This window comes from Gilliamella apis (assembly GCF_030758615.1).
GTDB lineage: Bacteria > Pseudomonadota > Gammaproteobacteria > Enterobacterales > Orbaceae > Gilliamella > Gilliamella apis_A.
Genome location: NZ_CP132381.1, coordinates 2,679,609 through 2,697,194, shown reverse-complemented (window position 1 = coordinate 2,697,194; position 17,586 = coordinate 2,679,609). Strand labels below are relative to the sequence as shown.

16 protein-coding genes are annotated in these 17,586 nt (G+C 33.4%); 8 read left to right on the top strand and 8 right to left on the bottom strand.

All coding sequences use genetic code 11. The features are described 5' to 3' along the window. Positions 1-41 precede the first annotated feature (41 nt). Both RAM17_RS12390 and aroB read right to left on the bottom strand, forming a co-directional pair. Entirely contained in the window at positions 42-1,121 is a 1,080-nt protein-coding gene (locus RAM17_RS12390) for a 3-deoxy-7-phosphoheptulonate synthase (RefSeq protein WP_110447029.1), read from the bottom strand. Between the two features lie 258 nt (positions 1,122-1,379). Then, positions 1,380-2,459 (bottom strand): 3-dehydroquinate synthase, encoded by a 1,080-nt coding sequence (gene aroB / locus RAM17_RS12385; RefSeq protein ID WP_110447030.1) that lies wholly within the window; start codon positions 2,457-2,459, stop codon positions 1,380-1,382. A 113-nt stretch (positions 2,460-2,572) separates the two neighbouring features. On the opposite strand from aroB, the gene RAM17_RS12380 reads away from it, so the two are divergent. Together RAM17_RS12380 and glnB are read left to right on the top strand one after the other, a co-directional pair. After that, a complete protein-coding gene (locus tag RAM17_RS12380; RefSeq protein ID WP_110447031.1) occupies positions 2,573-4,180 on the top strand; it encodes an NAD+ synthase in 1,608 nt (535 codons plus the stop codon). A 23-nt stretch (positions 4,181-4,203) separates the two neighbouring features. Beyond that, on the top strand, positions 4,204-4,542 hold the full coding sequence (gene glnB, locus RAM17_RS12375; protein ID WP_065577823.1) for a nitrogen regulatory protein P-II: 339 nt from the start codon (positions 4,204-4,206) through the stop codon (positions 4,540-4,542). On the opposite strand, the gene RAM17_RS12370 is transcribed toward glnB, so the two are convergent. Further along, complete coding sequence (locus RAM17_RS12370; RefSeq protein ID WP_110447032.1) at positions 4,535-5,176, bottom strand: hypothetical protein; 642 nt, start codon at positions 5,174-5,176, stop codon at positions 4,535-4,537. The two genes, glnB and RAM17_RS12370, sit on opposite strands and share 8 nt — an antisense overlap. Before the next feature lie 337 nt (positions 5,177-5,513). Here RAM17_RS12370 and RAM17_RS12365 point away from each other — a divergent pair, with 337 nt between their 5' ends. Then, on the top strand, positions 5,514-6,131 hold the full coding sequence (locus RAM17_RS12365) for a TfoX/Sxy family DNA transformation protein (protein ID WP_110447033.1): 618 nt from the start codon (positions 5,514-5,516) through the stop codon (positions 6,129-6,131). Between the two features lie 98 nt (positions 6,132-6,229). Here RAM17_RS12365 and rhlB read toward each other — a convergent pair whose 3' ends face one another. Then, positions 6,230-7,456, bottom strand: a complete 1,227-nt coding sequence (rhlB, locus tag RAM17_RS12360; protein ID WP_110447034.1) for an ATP-dependent RNA helicase RhlB — start codon at positions 7,454-7,456, stop codon at positions 6,230-6,232. A 153-nt stretch (positions 7,457-7,609) separates the two neighbouring features. Between rhlB and trxA the strand changes: the two genes are divergently transcribed. The 5 genes from trxA to nrdG all read left to right on the top strand — a co-directional run bounded on the left by trxA (position 7,610) and on the right by nrdG (position 14,106). After that, the gene (gene trxA, locus RAM17_RS12355) at positions 7,610-7,936 is read left to right on the top strand and encodes a thioredoxin TrxA (protein ID WP_110447035.1); all 327 of its coding nucleotides are present in this window, start codon (positions 7,610-7,612) and stop codon (positions 7,934-7,936) included. Between the two features lie 325 nt (positions 7,937-8,261). Continuing rightward, entirely contained in the window at positions 8,262-9,524 is a 1,263-nt protein-coding gene (gene rho / locus RAM17_RS12350; RefSeq protein WP_065577819.1) for a transcription termination factor Rho, read from the top strand. A gap of 173 nt (positions 9,525-9,697) precedes the next feature. Then, positions 9,698-11,113: an NADP-dependent phosphogluconate dehydrogenase gene (gene gndA, locus RAM17_RS12345; RefSeq protein ID WP_110447036.1), complete on the top strand. Its 1,416-nt coding sequence runs from the start codon at positions 9,698-9,700 to the stop codon at positions 11,111-11,113. Between the two features lie 375 nt (positions 11,114-11,488). Next, positions 11,489-13,624, top strand: coding sequence for an anaerobic ribonucleoside-triphosphate reductase (nrdD, locus tag RAM17_RS12340; protein WP_110447037.1), 2,136 nt, complete (start codon positions 11,489-11,491; stop codon positions 13,622-13,624). A gap of 17 nt (positions 13,625-13,641) precedes the next feature. Beyond that, positions 13,642-14,106, top strand: a complete 465-nt coding sequence (gene nrdG / locus RAM17_RS12335; protein WP_086359305.1) for an anaerobic ribonucleoside-triphosphate reductase-activating protein — start codon at positions 13,642-13,644, stop codon at positions 14,104-14,106. A 2-nt stretch (positions 14,107-14,108) separates the two neighbouring features. Here nrdG and can read toward each other — a convergent pair whose 3' ends face one another. The 4 genes from can to RAM17_RS12315 form a co-directional block, all read right to left on the bottom strand. Next, positions 14,109-14,768, bottom strand: a complete 660-nt coding sequence (can, locus tag RAM17_RS12330; protein ID WP_086321232.1) for a carbonate dehydratase — start codon at positions 14,766-14,768, stop codon at positions 14,109-14,111. A gap of 56 nt (positions 14,769-14,824) precedes the next feature. After that, the gene (locus RAM17_RS12325; RefSeq protein ID WP_110447038.1) at positions 14,825-15,883 is read right to left on the bottom strand and encodes an FAD-binding protein; all 1,059 of its coding nucleotides are present in this window, start codon (positions 15,881-15,883) and stop codon (positions 14,825-14,827) included. 154 nt (positions 15,884-16,037) lie between these two features. Then, a complete protein-coding gene (locus tag RAM17_RS12320) occupies positions 16,038-17,072 on the bottom strand; it encodes a CobW family GTP-binding protein (protein ID WP_110447039.1) in 1,035 nt (344 codons plus the stop codon). Between the two features lie 17 nt (positions 17,073-17,089). Then, on the bottom strand, positions 17,090-17,287 hold the full coding sequence (locus RAM17_RS12315; RefSeq protein ID WP_034883017.1) for a YbdD/YjiX family protein: 198 nt from the start codon (positions 17,285-17,287) through the stop codon (positions 17,090-17,092). Between the last annotated feature and the right edge of the window lie 299 nt (positions 17,288-17,586).

The window sequence follows — 17,586 nt, the reverse complement described above, 5'->3', positions numbered from 1 at the left end:
GGTCGGCGAATTTACTTACTGTTATAGAAAATAGGCTAAATTTAGATAGTCTGCTTTTGTCGACTAAGTAGTGGTTTAGCTAAATCACTATCCATTCTTCGCAATAATTGCTCAGTCGTTTCAAAGTTAATACAAGCATCAGTAACAGATACTCCATATTTGAAATTTTCTTTTGGTTGTTCAGATGATTGATTACCTTCAAATAAATTACTCTCTATCATTACTCCAATAATTGAGTTATTGCCTTGCTTAATTTGCTCAATAATCGAGTCTGCAACGATAGGTTGATTGCGGTAATCTTTGTTGGAATTAGCATGACTACAATCTATCATTAAGTTAGGGACTAATTTAGCCTTATCCATTTGCTGTTCACATAAAGCAACATTTTCAGCATCATAATTAGGTGTTTTTCCGCCTCTTAGAATCACGTGACCGTGCGGATTACCTAAAGTTTGTAATACTGTAACTTGCCCTTTTTGATTAATACCAACAAATCGATGCGCCATTGAAGCTGATTTCATCGCATTAATTGCTACGTCTAAACTCCCATCTGTACCATTTTTGAAACCAACAGGCATTGATAGGCCAGAAGCCATTTCTCGATGGGTTTGTGATTCAGTTGTTCTCGCTCCAATAGCTGACCAGCTAATTAAATCACCAATGTATTGCGGTGTGTTTGGATCTAATGCTTCTGTTGCAATTGGTAATCCAATCTTAGTGATATCAAGTAACAATTTACGTGCTTTTTTTAAGCCATGTTCAATATCAAACGAGCTATCCATATGCGGGTCATTAATCATACCTTTCCAACCAACAGTAGTTCTTGGTTTTTCAAAATAAACTCGCATAACAATAAATAAGTTATCTTTCACTTCATCAGAAAGTTTTTTTAGTTTATGTGCATATTCAATAGCTGCATCAGGATCATGAATAGAACAAGGACCACAAACTATAAGTAATCGGTGATCTCGACGTTCTAAAATATCAACAATGGTTTGTCGGGATGAAGCAATTTGATTTTCTAATTCAGATGATAATGGATAAAGTTTTTTTATTTCTTCTGGTGTGATTAACATATGCTCATCTCTGATTCGAACATTATTTAGTGTGTCTTTTAACATTTGGTTTTCCTTGTTAAAATCATTCATATTTTTATATGTAAAATATTAATTACATAAACAGGCAATATGTAAACACAAAATTACGGAATAGTAAATAAAAAATTAACATATTGTTAGATTAATTGATGGCGTGTAAATTAATATTTACAAAAATTTATGATTAAACTTGCATGAATGTAAATAAATATATACGGATGCGGTGAGAGAATTGTATGCATCCGTATATTGAATATGGCAGGTTATGTAAAAAAGAAGAATTTAAATAGATGAGATTGCTTCTAATATCAATTGTTTATCTACAACATCAATGACTTCAACTGCACCTATTTTAGTTGGTAAGACCAATCTAATTTGTCCTGACAGAACTTTTTTATCTCGTAGCATATGTGGAATATAGGATTCAATTGTCATTTGTTCCGGTCTTTTAACTGGTAGTTTAGCTTTAATTAATAAATTTTTTATTCGTTGAATATCTTTATCTGTTAACTTACCAAGTAATTTAGCTGTTTGTGCCGCCATTAACATACCAACACTAACTGCTTCACCATGTAACCAATTACCATAACCAAGTTCCGCTTCAATAGCATGACCATAAGTATGACCAAGATTCAAAATAGCACGCATGTCTTGTTCTGTTTCATCGGCAGCAACGACTTGTGCTTTTAGTTTACAGCAGTGATAAATACAATAACTCAAGGCATCTACATCTAAATTAAGTAGATCATCGATATGTGTTTCTAACCAATTAAAAAACTCAGAATCCATAATGATGCCATATTTAATTACTTCGGCCAAACCGGCTGAAAGCTCTCGTGGTGGCAGAGTTTTAAGGCAATTAATATCAATAACAACAGCTTGTGGTTGATAAAATGCACCAATCATATTTTTACCAAGAGGATGATTAATAGCTGTTTTTCCTCCAACGGATGAATCTACTTGTGATAATAATGTTGTTGGTACTTGTATAAATTTAATTCCTCGTTGATAAGCTGAAGCTGCAAAACCAGCGACATCACCAATAACACCTCCACCTAACGCTATAAGGATGCTATTTCGAGTATGATTGTTGGCAAGTAGAGCGGTTAGAATTTGATTCCATGTTTCCATGGTTTTATATTGTTCACCATCAGGGACTATAACAAAATCTGTTTTTATCCCATGAGCTTCAAACATATCTATCAAATGCTGTAGATAAAGCGGAGCAATTGTGTCATTTGTGGCAATAAGTACTCGCTGGCCGCTGTGTAGTTTGAAATGTTCGAATTGACTAAGTAAGTTTTCGCCAATAGTAATAGGGTAACTGCGATTTTCTAATGCTACATTTAGGATCTTTTGCATAATTATTTCCCAACAAGTTTATGCCAATTTAATATTGCATGTTAACGATAAAAAAGTGGCAGCGCAACTTAGAATCATTTAAACTTACTGCCAATTTTTATCTGTAATGTTGAATTTATATGTCCTTATCTTTCGTATTAGCACAAAAAAATTGGCGTGTAGGTGATATTGAAGGTAATACTCAGCAAATCATTGAATTGATGCAACGCCATTCATCTCATGATCTTATTATTTTCTCTGAACTTGCAATTTGTGGTTATCCTCCAGAAGATCTAATTTATCGTGATGACTTTAAAAATCGTTGCCAACAAGCGCTATCGGCCATCAAACAAGCTAGTCGACAATGTGGAGTAATTGTTGGTCATCCTCATTGGCAAGATGGTTTGGTTTATAACTCATTGTCACTATTTTTCGATGGACAACAATTAGCGTGTTATCACAAACAGCAATTACCTAATTATGATGTATTTGATGAAAAACGCTATTTTGCTGCTGGTGAGCAAACTTGTGTGGTTGATTTTAAAGGTAAAAAAGTTGGCTTATTAATCTGTGAAGATCTTTGGCAATGTGAACCGATTGATCGAATTGCAGCAAACAGTGCCGACTTGGTTATTTCGATTAATGCTTCACCGTATGCTTATGAAAAACCGCAGTATCGTCAAGAACTTATTAAACAACATGCAGTAAGAACCGGATTACCAATTGTGTATGTGAATCAAATTGGTGGTCAAGATGAGCTTGTTTTTGATGGTAGTTCATTTGTCTGTAACGAGAAGGGTGATATCGTCCATCGATTAAATTCGTTTGAAGAGCAAATTTCTATTTTTCTGCTCAATGATAATTATAAACCAATACCTAGCCTTAAAGACGATCCATTAGCGGCTGTTTATGATGCGTTAGTACTTGCAACGCGTGATTATATTACTAAAAATGGTTTCCAAGGTGCGGTATTAGGGTTATCAGGTGGTATTGATTCAGCGTTAACTTTAGCTATTGCGGTTGATGCGTTGGGTAAAGATAAAGTACAGGCTGTTATGATGCCATTTCGTTATACGGCTGATATTAGTATCACTGATGCAAAGGAAGAGGCGGAAATATTGGGGGTTGAATTTGATATTATTTCAATTGAACCGATGTTTGATGCCTTTATGACCTCTTTAACACCGATGTTTTTAGGTACAGCAAAAGATACTACCGAAGAAAACTTACAAGCACGTTGTCGGGGTGTTATTTTAATGGCTTTGTCAAATAAACGTCGTAGGCTAGTATTAACAACAGGTAATAAAAGTGAAATGTCTGTCGGATATGCAACACTTTATGGTGATATGGCTGGTGGTTTTGATGTACTTAAAGATGTACCTAAAACTATGGTATTTGCATTGTCTAAATATCGAAATAGTCGCTCTTATGTTATTCCAGAACGTGTGATTACTCGCCCGCCATCAGCTGAGCTTGCTCCAGATCAAAAAGATGAAGATAGCTTACCACCTTATGATATTTTAGATGGAATATTAAAGGGTTATGTTGAACAGGATTTTTCGATTGAACAACTAGTTGCACAAGGTTATGATGAAGAGACAATAAGACGTGTTATTAGATTAGTTGATATTAATGAATATAAAAGACGACAATCAGCAGTAGGTCCAAAAATTACTGCTCGTAACTTTGGTAAAGGCAGACGCTATCCAATTACTTCTGCTTTTGGATTTAAGAATTGGTAATCTCGAATTAAGGGTAAAGAGATATGAAAAAAATTGAGGCAATCATCAAACCTTTTAAATTAGATGATATTCGAGAAGCACTCGCTGATCAAGGTATTACAGGTATGACAGTGACTGAAGTGAAAGGTTTTGGCCGTCAAAAAGGACATACTGAACTTTATCGTGGTGCAGAATATATGGTTGATTTTTTACCTAAAGTAAAAATAGAACTTGTTGTACCTGATGATATTTTAGAAACCTGTATTGAAACTATCATGAAAACAGCGCAAACAGGTAAAATTGGTGATGGTAAAATATTCGTTTATAACGTAGAACAGGTGATTCGTATTCGTACTGGCGAGATGGATGAATCGGCTATTTAATAACTTTATTTGCATAAATATCAGGGCGTTCTTGCTTAAGTAGATTATTAGTAACAACGCCTTGAATTGAACAAATCAAAAGATGCATATTCTCACCTTTTTCAATTAATAATAATTTTTCAGTTGTATTTGGTGCGGGAATTGTTTTTACACCAACAACAGAGCCGGTATTTTTATGCCAAACTAGAATATCATCATTAATACTTCGAATTTTTGGATTAGCGATATAGAGTAGGTTATCTTCCATATTTTTCCATTCTAAAAAATCTAAGCTATCGCGGATTTGGTTGATATCATTTTCAATAATGAAACCCCAAAAATAATATTTCCCCATTTTTTTTAAATCCATAGCACTATCATAGTAACCAATAAGCTTAAGATTTTTATATGCGATAGGGCTTTGAAAATAGATGAAGTTTTTTGTCGGATCACTACGGTTTTCAACCGGAATATAGGCTTGGTTCTGATTAAAAGTTTCAACGTTAGTGTGATTTTTTAGCTCATCTTTGTAATCATATACATGTTTAAAAAAATCAGGATTACAAGATGTTAATGCTTCTATCAGAGCTAATTTGTCGGCTGATGCGGTTGATGCAAGAAACAAAAACAGTAATATAAAAACGTTTTTAAACATGTTGATTCATCTTGACAAAAATATCTACCATTAAATTAACTATTATTGATTGTATAATTATTACAACATAATAACAATGTAAAAACAGCTTTTCTTTTTTAAAGAAATATTAAGAGATGCTGCAAATTTAAACGATTAAAAAAGTCATAATTTTTTAGAACAAAAAAATATAATTAATCAAGTATAAATATTATTAATGTTCATTTATGGAAGACAGATCCCATATTTATCAATTTATATCAAATAATCATTTAAATATCAAAGAAATTGCTATAGTTTAGCATAAAAACACCCCCACTAAAATTACTTAAACGAGTAAGTTAAAAAGGAACTTATTATGCGTAGAAAATTAGCGGAAAAAATAAAACAAGAGTTTTCTGGTTTTAAAGACGTTTCGATAAGATCGTTTTTTGGCGGATTTAGTCTTAATAGTGAGTCAACTATGTTTGGGTGGGTTGATCAAAAAAATTTTTATTTAAGAGCTCATCCTACTTATCGATCTCTTTTTATTGATCTAGGGATGCAGCCTCTTAATTTAGTTTTTGATGGTTCAAATAAATTACTTGATTATTATAAAGTTGGTGACGATCTGTTGACAGATCGTAAGAAGTTACATGATATTGTGAAAATAGTTATTGAGTATGCTAAACAAGATCAAAACGAAAAATTAGCAAAAAAACAAAATCGTTTAAAAGCATTACCTAATATGACGGTATCCTTAGAAAAACTAATGATAAGTGTTGATATTACTGATATTCAGAGCTTTAAAAGAATAGGTTATTTGGAAACTTATTACCGAATTAGGCATAAGAATCCGAAACTTTCACTTAATATTTTATTTGGGTTATATGGCGCATTATCTGGTCAACATATGGCATTATTATCTCAAGAATTAAAAAAAGAAATAAAATTAGCTTATCAGGAGTTTTTGCAAACTAAGCAACATATTGATTAATTGTCTGTTTATCTTATAAGTTCAATACCATCATTAAAGTTATTAACTTAATGATGGTAATGAATTAACTCTTATTTAAGCAGATAGCAGCTACCTTGTTATGATGGCTTTCTACGAGTTGTTCTTTTGAAAGGTCTTGGTGTCGGTAGATCTGTAAGTAATGCTTGAGGATCATATTGACTAACCGGAATAGCGTGATCAATCGCTTTTTCAATAGCTGGTAGGTTTTGAGAGTAACGTTCACAAGCTAATGAAATTGAATAACCTTCAGCACCAGCACGGCCAGTACGACCAATTCGATGTCGATAATCATCACAATCATCAGGCAGATCATAATTAAAAACGTGAGTTACATTTGGAATATGTAAACCTCGTGCAGCAACATCCGTTGCGACTAATATATCAAGATCACCTTGAGTGAATTTATCAAGAATAGATAAACGTTTTTTTTGTGCTATATCTCCCGTCAATAAGCCGACACGATGACCGTCAGCCACTAAATGGCGCCAAATTTTTTCACAAGCAACTTTAGTATTTGCAAATACAATACAGCGATCTGGCCATTCTTCTTCAATTAACGTTTGTAGTAAAGCTAATTTATCCTCATTTGATGGGAAAAATAGTTCTTCTTTAATTCTATGACCAATTTTTTGTTCAGGTTCAACTTCAATATATTGTGGTTCATTCATATATTCAAAAGCAAGTTCACGAACATTATGGGTTAACGTTGCTGAAAATAACATAGTGAGGCGTTTTTTAGGCGATGTCATATGTTTAAATATCCAACGAATATCACGGATAAAACCTAAATCAAACATACGATCTGCTTCATCAAGAACGGCAACCTGAATTGCCTCTAAGTTAATATAATCTTGTTTTGCATAATCAATTAGTCGACCAGTGGTAGCAATTAATATATCAACACCAGCAGACAACATTTTTAATTGTTTATCATAACCATCACCTCCATAAGCTAAGCCTAATTTGAAGCCAGTTTGTTCTGAAAGTGTTTGTGCATCATGATAAATTTGTACCACTAATTCACGTGTTGGCGCAATAATGATAGCTCGTGGCTGATTCGGCTTATGATCGGCTAATGGATCATTATTCAATAAATGATTAAATGTTGAAGCCAAAAACGCAATCGTTTTACCCGTACCAGTTTGTCCTTGTCCTGCAATGTCAATTCCTTTTGAGGTTAATGGTAATGTTTGTTCTTGAATTGGGGTACAGTAAACGAAACCTTTTTTCTCCAATGCTTTTATAATTAATGGATGCAGGGAAAATTGATTGAAAGTTGTTTTTGTAAGATATGATTGAATCATTATTGTTTAAAGTATAATTATCAGAATTTGTTAATTGTAACATACTAAATATAACAACTTCACTAATAATTATATCCTATTATAATAATTACTAGCAGTAGATATGAAAATATCCTAATATAATTTCAGATAAATTCCTTAGGAGATAATTAAATGAGTCATAGCATTGTTTCACTTTCTGAAGCTACATTTGATAATACAATTAACGAAGCAACAAAACCTGTATTAGTTGATTTTTGGGCTGAATGGTGTGGACCTTGTAAAATGGTTGCCCCTATTTTAGAGGAAATCGCTCAAGAGTATGGTGATAAAATTATTATTGCTAAATTAAACGTAGAACAAAATCCAAATATAGCGCCAAAATTTGGTATTCGTGGTATTCCAACATTATTAATTTTTAAAAATGGTGAAGTAGTAGCTACTCAAGTGGGTGCATTATCAAAAGCACAACTTAAAGCATTTATCGATCCACAACTTTAATTTGTTCAATAAATATAAATAATAAGCGTTTATAATGGCGCTTATTATTTTTATTTCCATAAAATATAATTAAAAATATAGACAGCCTTATAATTTTAGTGTAAATTGCTAAAATTCTTACAGAAACCCCTTTCAGCAATCCATTGTTTTTCTTGATAAAGTGGTGAAATTCAATATCCAATCGCGTAATTATCATCAAAAGCTAAGTAATAATTAATTTTATACATTGCTAGAAAGAGAAATTTTTAGAAGTAAATGAAAGAAATATACAACAAAAGCAGTAATTGCAAACATATCAATTTTATCCTCAAGAATTTTTAAAACTATGAATTTAACTGAATTAAAAAACACATCTGTTGCCGAGCTTGTAGCGCTTGGTGAGAAAAAAATGGGGCTTGAAAATCTTGCCCGTCTTAGAAAACAAGATATTATCTTTGCAATCTTAAAACAGCATGCTAAAAGTGGTGAAGATATTTTTGGCGACGGTGTTCTAGAGATTTTGCAAGATGGTTTTGGCTTTTTGCGTTCTGCTGATAGTTCTTATTTAGCAGGGCCTGATGATATATATGTTTCACCAAGTCAAATTAGGCGCTTTAATTTAAGAACTGGCGATACTATAGCCGGTAAAATTAGACCGCCAAAAGAAGGCGAGCGTTATTTTGCTTTATTAAAAGTAAATGAAGTTAACCACGATAAACCTGAAGATGCTCGCAATAAGATCCTTTTTGAAAACTTAACTCCTCTACATCCAAATTCTCGCTTACGTATGGAACGTGGCAATGGCTCAACCGAAGATATTACCGCAAGAGTACTTGATTTAGCCTCTCCAATTGGTAAAGGTCAACGTGGTTTGATTGTTGCGCCACCTAAAGCGGGTAAAACCATGTTACTACAAAACATTGCTCAAAGTTTAGCGGTTAATCACCCTGAGTGTGAATTAGTCGTATTGATGATCGATGAGCGACCAGAAGAAGTGACTGAAATGCAACGCCTAGTTAAAGGTGAGGTCGTGGCTTCAACGTTTGATGAACCAGCGGCAAGACATGTTCAAGTTGCCGAAATGGTAATAGAACGTGCAAAACGTTTGGTTGAGCACAAAAAAGATGTCATTATTTTATTAGACTCAATTACTCGTTTAGCTCGTGCATACAATACTGTTATTCCATCATCAGGCAAAGTATTAACTGGTGGTGTTGATGCTAATGCCTTACATCGTCCTAAGCGCTTTTTCGGTGCTGCACGTAATGTGGAAGAAGGTGGTAGTTTAACCATTATAGCGACGGCTCTAATTGATACAGGTTCTAAAATGGATGAAGTTATTTACGAAGAATTTAAAGGTACTGGTAATATGGAAGTACATTTATCGCGTAAAATTGCTGAACGCCGTGTATTTCCTGCTATTGACTTTAATCGCTCAGGTACTCGTAAAGAAGATTTAATGACTTCTCCAGACGAATTACAGAAAATGTGGATTTTACGTAAAATTCTCAATCCAATGGGCGAAATTGACGCAATGGAGTTCTTAATCGATAAACTTGCCATGACTAAAACCAATGACGAGTTTTTTGAAATGATGAAACGCTCATAATTTGCTTTGTTTAAAGTAATTTAATTAAAGTTATGAAAAAAAGCCGTATTAAGTATTGATACGGCTTTTTTTATGGCAGAATGTAATCTAATTATGACTAAATAATTGTGTTAACGTAGTAATATCAAACCTTATAAGGTTATAAAGATTAAATCAAGTAAAGGAGCCAAATTATGTCTAAACAACAAATCGGTGTCATCGGAATGGCCGTTATGGGGCGAAACCTAGCACTGAATATTGAAAGTCGTGGATTTTCAGTATCAATCTACAATCGCTCTAGAGACAAAACAGAAGAGGTTATAGCAGAACATTCTGATAAACGATTGGTTCCTTATTATAGTATTGAAGATTTTGTTAATTCTTTAGAAAAACCTCGCCGTATCCTAATTATGGTGCAAGCAGGTAAAGGCACCGATGCTGTCATTGATGAACTCAGACCCTTGTTAGATAAAGGTGATATTATTATTGATGGTGGTAATGCTTATTTTGAGGATACAATTCGTCGTAATAAAATGTTATCTGATGAAGGCTTTAATTTTATCGGAACAGGTGTTTCAGGTGGTGAAGAAGGCGCACTAAAAGGGCCATCAATTATGCCTGGCGGTCAAAAAGAAGCTTATGAACTTGTTGCACCAATTTTAGAAAAAATTGCAGCAAAAGCAAATGGGGAACCTTGTGTAGCTTATATAGGTCCTGATGGAGCCGGACATTATGTTAAAATGGCTCACAACGGTATTGAATATGGTGATATGCAACTAATCGCTGAAAGCTATAGTGTGTTAAAACATGTAGGTGGATTAACTAATGATGAACTTTCTGATGTTTTTTCTGATTGGAATAAAGGCGAGTTAGATAGTTATTTAACCGAAATTACCGCAGATATCTTTAAATATAAAGATAAAAATGGCGATTATTTGGTTGATAAGATTCTGGATGCCGCAGGCAATAAAGGAACTGGCAAATGGACAAGCCAAAGCGCATTAGATTTAGGTGAACCATTATCTTTAATTACTGAATCAGTATTTGCACGTTATATTTCAGCGATTAAAGATCAACGTGTAGCTGCATCAAAAGTACTAAAAGGACCTAGCAAAGAGGTATTTATAGGAGATAAGCAAACGTTAATTGAGAAAGTTCGTAAAGCACTTTATATGGGGAAAATTATCTCTTATGCACAAGGGTTTGCTCAATTAAAGGCTGCATCAGAACATTACAACTGGCAACTAAATTATGGCGAAATTGCTAAGATTTTTAGAGCAGGTTGTATTATTCGCGCACAATTTTTACAAAAAATTACTGATGCTTATAGTGAAAATAATAATATTGATAATTTACTTTTAGCACCATATTTTTCTAAAACAGTTGAAGCCTATCAACAATCATTGCGTGATGTAATTTGTTTAGCTGTTTCGCAAGGTATTGCTGTTCCTACACTGTCGGCTGCAATCGCATATTATGACAGTTATCGTTCAGCAGTGTTACCCGCAAATTTGATTCAAGCCCAACGAGATTATTTTGGTGCGCACACTTATAAACGAATCGATAAAGAGGGTGTGTTCCATACTGATTGGTTAAATATTGAATCTTAATTTTGATAAATATCTATACTTTTTCTTATATAAGAGTGCAAAATTAATTTGCACTCTAACAAAATTTATTCACCTTTTATATCCTATTTATCCAAATTTTTTTAATGCTATTCACCGGAAGACTTGTGATTATTGGCGTTTGCTTTGTCAAGTAAATTATTTTTTTAAAAAACTAGAAAAACACAATATATGGCGTATAATTCAAACATATTTACTACATATAGTGTTTTCTAAAGCGATGTGAAAATCCGAGTTTATATCCAAAAGCCTCATATTTTAATAAAAAATCAATAGTTTTGAATAAGTACATTAACTATTAAGGTCGATAAAAACTCATGCTAAGCGCTAACTATTAATGAATATTGAGGAGTATATATGCCCGTAGTAATCAAACGTGATGGTTGTCAGACTGCATTTAATGAGACTCGTATTAAGGATGCTATTATAAGAGCAGCTGTTGCGGCTAATGTTAATGATCCAGATTATTGTGCAGCGGTGGCTCGCGTAGTGACTAATCAAATGATGGATCGTGAAAGTGTGGATATTAATGAAATTCAAAATGTTGTTGAAAATCAACTAATGTCAGGCCCTTATAAAAAATTAGCGAGAACCTATATTGAATATCGACATGATCGTGATCGTGCTCGTGAAGAGCGTAGCCGTTTAAATCAAGATATTCGTGGGCTAATAGAACAAAGTAATGTCGCTATTTTGAATGAAAATGCGAATAAAGATAGTAAAGTTATTCCCACTCAACGTGATTTATTAGCAGGTATTGTTGCTCGACATTATGCGAAACAATATTTATTACCAAAGGATATTTCGCGCGCGCATGATTGTGGTGAAATACATTATCATGACCTTGATTATGCCCCATTTTTCCCAATGTTTAACTGTATGCTAATTGATTTAGATGGCATGTTAACTAATGGTTTTAAAATGGGTAATGCTGAAATTGAACCGCCAAAATCTATTGCAACAGCAACAGCAGTAACAGCTCAAATTATTGCGCAAGTTGCTAGTCATATTTATGGTGGCACCACCATTAATCGTATTGATGAAATTTTAGCAAAATTTGTCACTATTAGTTATCAAAAACATAAGCAAGTTGCTGAAGAATGGAATATCCCAAATCCAGAGGCTTATGCAGAAAGTCGTACCCAAAAAGAGTGTTATGATGCATTTCAATCTCTAGAATATGAAGTAAATACTTTACATACTGCTAATGGACAAACTCCATTTGTTACATTTGGGTTTGGTTTAGGAACAAGTTGGGAATCACGGTTAATTCAAGAATCAATTTTAAAAGTGCGTATAAAAGGGTTAGGTAAAAATCATAAAACTGCGGTATTCCCTAAATTAGTGTTTGCCATTAAAGATGGTATTAATCACAAACAAGGTGATGCTAATTATGATATTAAACAGTTAGCGTTAGAGTGTGCAAGTAAACGTATGTATCCAGATATTTTAAACTACGATAAAGTTGTTGAAGTAACTGGATCATTTAAAACGCCAATGGGATGTCGTAGCTTTTTAGGTGTTTATGAAGAAGATGGTCAACAAATTCATGATGGACGGAATAATTTAGGTGTCATTAGCCTTAACTTACCTCGTATTGCCATTGAAGCTAAAGGTGATGAAACTCGTTTCTGGGAAATTTTAGACAAACGTTTAACACTTTGTAAAAAGGCATTGATGACTCGTATTGCTCGTCTCGATGGTGTCAAAGCTCGTGTTGCTCCTATTTTATATATGGAAGGTGCTTGTGGTGTTCGCTTAAAAGAAGATGACAATGTTTCTGAAATCTTTAAAAATGGCCGTGCATCAATTTCTTTAGGTTATATTGGTCTGCATGAAACTTTAAATGCACTTTATGGTAACCAAACTCATCCATTCGATAGTGAAACCTTACGTAATAAAGGTGTAGCAATCGTTGAACATTTAGCTAAAGCGGTTGAGCAATGGAAAAAAGAGACTGGTTATGGATTTAGTTTATATAGTACACCGAGTGAAAACTTATGCGATCGATTCTGTCGTTTAGATACTTCTGAATTTGGTATTATTCCTGGAGTAACAGATAAAGGTTACTATACTAACAGTTTCCACCTTGATGTTGAGAAAAAAGTAAATCCATATGAAAAAATCGAATTTGAAAAACCTTATCCAGCAGTAGCAAGCGGTGGTTTTATTTGTTATGGCGAATATCCTAACATGATTAATAATGTTAAAGCATTAGAAGATGTTTGGGACTACAGCTATACGCGTGTACCTTATTATGGTACCAATACGCCAATTGACGAATGTTATGAATGCGGTTATACCGGTGAATTTTCATGTACTAGCAAAGGTTTTGTTTGTCCTAGCTGTGGTAATCATGATTCAGCTAAAGTTTCTGTTACTCGTCGTGTTTGTGGATATTTAGGCAGTCCCGATGCTCGTCCATTTAATGCAGGTAAACAAGAGGAAGTCAAACGCCGAGTTAAACATTTAGATAATGGGCAAATAGGCTAATAAATTATTTTATCATTATGAATTATCATCGTTATTATCCTGTTGATGTGGTTAATGGTGAAGGGACTCGTTGTGCACTTTTTGTTGCAGGCTGTATACATCAATGTCCTGGCTGTTATAACAAAAGCACATGGGGAATAAACTCTGGTAAGCCATTTACACAATCACTTGAAGATCAAATTATTAAAGATTTACAAGATACTGAAATAAAACGCCAAGGATTATCGCTTTCTGGTGGTGATCCTTTGCACCCACAAAATGTCCCTGCCATTTTAAAACTGGTCAAACGAGTAAAAAATGAGTGTGATAATAAAGATATTTGGTTATGGACAGGCTATAAGCTTGATGAATTAACCGATGCTCAACAAGCTGTAGTTCCCTATATAGATGTTTTGATTGATGGAAAATTTGTGCAAGAACTGGCTGATCCCAAACTATTATGGCGAGGCAGCAGTAATCAAATTATCCATCGATTTAAGTAAAATTATTGTGATTTATGCAAATTTAACAGATAAGAAATTGCTTCTCGATAATTGATTTCAAGGTTTTCACTACTTGATGATGTAATATGTAAGTCAGTAATCTTGCCATTATCAATCCCATAAACCCAACCATGTAAATTAACTTTTTTGCCTCTTTGCCATGCGGATTGAATAACGGTTGAATGTCCTAGATTATAAACTTGTTCAATAACATTAAGCTCACATAAAATATCTAAACGAATATCGGCAGGAAACTCACCGATTAAAGAACTATAACGGAACCATAAGTCGCGAATATGTAGTAACCAATTGTTAATTAGACCTAGATCGGGGTTTTCGACTGCAGCTTTAATTCCACCACAACCTAAGTGTCCACAAATGATAATATCTTCTATCTCAAGTACATCAACGGCATATTGCACGACAGATAAACAGTTAAGATCGGTATGGATAACCAAATTACCAACATTACGGTGAACAAATAATTCTCCGGGTTTTAATTTAATCAATTTTTCAGCGGGCACTCGACTATCAGAACAGCCAATCCATAAAAATTTTGGGTTCTGAGCAACGGCAAGCTGTTTAAAAAAATCAGGATCTTCTTGTTCTATTTTTTCTGACCATTCGTGATTAAAGCGAATAAGATCGCTAACATCAAACATAATGTCTATTCCTTGTTATATTTCATTGTTAGAAACATTTGCTAATTTTGTATTAACTAAATTGTTTTTATATGCTGAATTTTACTTTTCATTATTAACTTTCGCCATATTGGCGTAGTAAGAATTTTTGCTTTAATAATTTTGCTATATAGTTTAAAGCGTAAAGGCATTGTTTTTTGATAATAATGTTTATTAGGTTTTGCTACGCCACTATTTAATATTTTGCTAAGAATTTCAGCGCTATCAAGTGCATAACTGATACCTTCTAGCGAGCTAGCACTAATAAAACCAGCTGCTTCACCAATTAAAAATATATTTTCATTACCAGTATAAAAATCTCGGAATCTATTTGGGTAAACAACAAGACACTTTTCGGTTTTTAAAGGTTCGCCAAAAATAAAACCTTGTTGAGCTAATTTTTCTTTTAATAACTCGAAATGTTGATTGGCTGTCTTTTTAGGGAAGGCTCCACCAAAAATGAAATGTTTATTTTTGGAAATGCTCCACGCATAACAATTTGTGGTTTTATTATCAAAAATACAAGAATAAAAAGGAATTTTATGGTTGTCTGTAAACCATTGTTGGATAGCAACATATTGTCTAATAGAATGATTAGGATAGCGCATACGTCGAACAACTGAATTTGCGCCATCAGCTCCAACTACATATCTAGCGGTAATCTTATGTTCAATTTTATTTTCATCAATATAAGTGACTTGATATCCATCAATGACTCTTCTGATTTCTTTGCATAGCGTATCATGTAACACATTGACACTATTTGGTATAAGCGACTTTAACCATAGGTCGAATTTATGTCGATCAAAACTGACATAACTGCGTTGATAATTACGGATAAGTTTCGTTTGCAGATCGATGGTTTTTACGCTGAAAATTTGCGGATCAGTTAATATATCCAATGGTAAATTTAGCTTTTGTCTTACAAACGCTTTTTGTGCATCATTAGCCAATAAACCACCACATGGTTTTTGAAAACCTTCATCACCAGCTTGATGTTTTTTATCTAATGCAATGATCTTAAAAGATGGGCTAAGTAACCGAGCGAGCGTGCTACCGGCAGGTCCAAGTCCAATGATGGCAATATCGTAATCCATATTCTTGTGTTATCTGTTTTATTTGGTTGAAAGCTGACCATTTTACCATATTCGATAAAAAGGCGGTTAATAGTAAAATCGAAGATTTAGTCGATTTTACTAAAAAATTTTGAGGAAAGGGGTTTTTTAGTCGATTTTAATTAATTGTGATCAGTTAATTTGCTACCGTCTGTAAAAATTCCTTATTTAATTCATCAAATGGTAAAGTTCGACTAATCACAACTAAGCGAGATATTTTTTCGGAAGCTTGTTGCCATGGAGAACCGTAATCAAAACCGACAATTTTATGGACTCCTTGAACAATGAGCCTTTGGTTATTGTCTTTAATTGCAAGTATCCCTTTATAGCGCAGCATATCATTACCGTATTTATCAACTAGATTTTCCATAAATGAGCCAATCTTTTTAAGATCAAGTTCTCCAGCTTCAAAAAGATAGGAACAGATATCATCATTCCAAGATGAGGTTTGATATGGAATTATTTTAAAATTAGTTTCTAACTGTTTGGACGGATTAACAATAAAAAAACCTTTATTAAGAACTAATTCCTCATCTAAATCAAAAGCATGGATATCTAACCATTGTGATTTTGCAATTTTACCATTAATCGCTTGATAGATAGTTGCTTTACTATTAATTTTCTGAAGGCGATTTAGAATTTCAATTTGTTGTTGTTCGGTGATGCAGTCGGTTTTAGATAAAATAATACGATCGGCAAAACCAATTTGAGAAACAGCAACTCGATGTTCATTTAAATGTTGCAAAATATGTTGAGAATCAACAATCGTAATAATTGCATCAAGTCTAATTGTTTCTCTAATTAGCTCATCAATAAAAAAAGTTTGAATAATAGGTGCCGGGTCGGCAAGCCCTGTGGTTTCGATAATAAGTCTATCAAATTGCAATTTTCCAGCTTGTCTTTCTGCGTGCAATTGATGGAGAGCTTTGGTCAGTTCACCTTGTACAGTGCAACAAATGCAACCATTGGTCATTTCAACAATTTGAATATCCTGATTCGGTGTAAGTAAGTTGCTATCAAGATTTACTGGACCAAATTCATTTTCAATAATCATTATTTTTTCATTGTGATTATTTTCAAGCAGGTAATTGATGAGTGTTGTTTTTCCTGAACCGAGAAATCCAGTTAATAAGGTGACTGGTAATAAGGAAGTACTAATATCTTGTGTCATAAACTATTCCTTTCTATTTAACAACACTTAAAGCCACCTTTGCCGCTATAACGAGCATCTTGTCGTTCTTTAAAAAACTCTTCATAAGTCATAGGAGTTTGTTCTGGATGAGTTAGTTTCATATGTTGTACATACGTATCGTAATCGGGAATTCCAACCATTAGTTTGGCGGCTTGACCTAAATATTTTCCAGCTTTAGCGATTGAGTCAAACATATTTATCTCTTTTTATTAAATAAAGCAGTTAAGATTATTTTATTTTTTAATTAATTGATCTTTTCAAAAATATCAATCTCACTATAAATGCCGATGTGAAGTGAGTCAATCTCCGATTAACAATAATTTTAATCTAATTTATTAAATAAAATTTAGGATAAATAAAAGAGATATATCAAATAATTGAAATCGTGTTGAGTTGCTTTAGTAAAGATAAATTAGTGATTATATTTTGGTAAAATTCATTTATCTATTGATAAATAACTTCTATAATAACGGCCATTTAAAATGAATAAGAG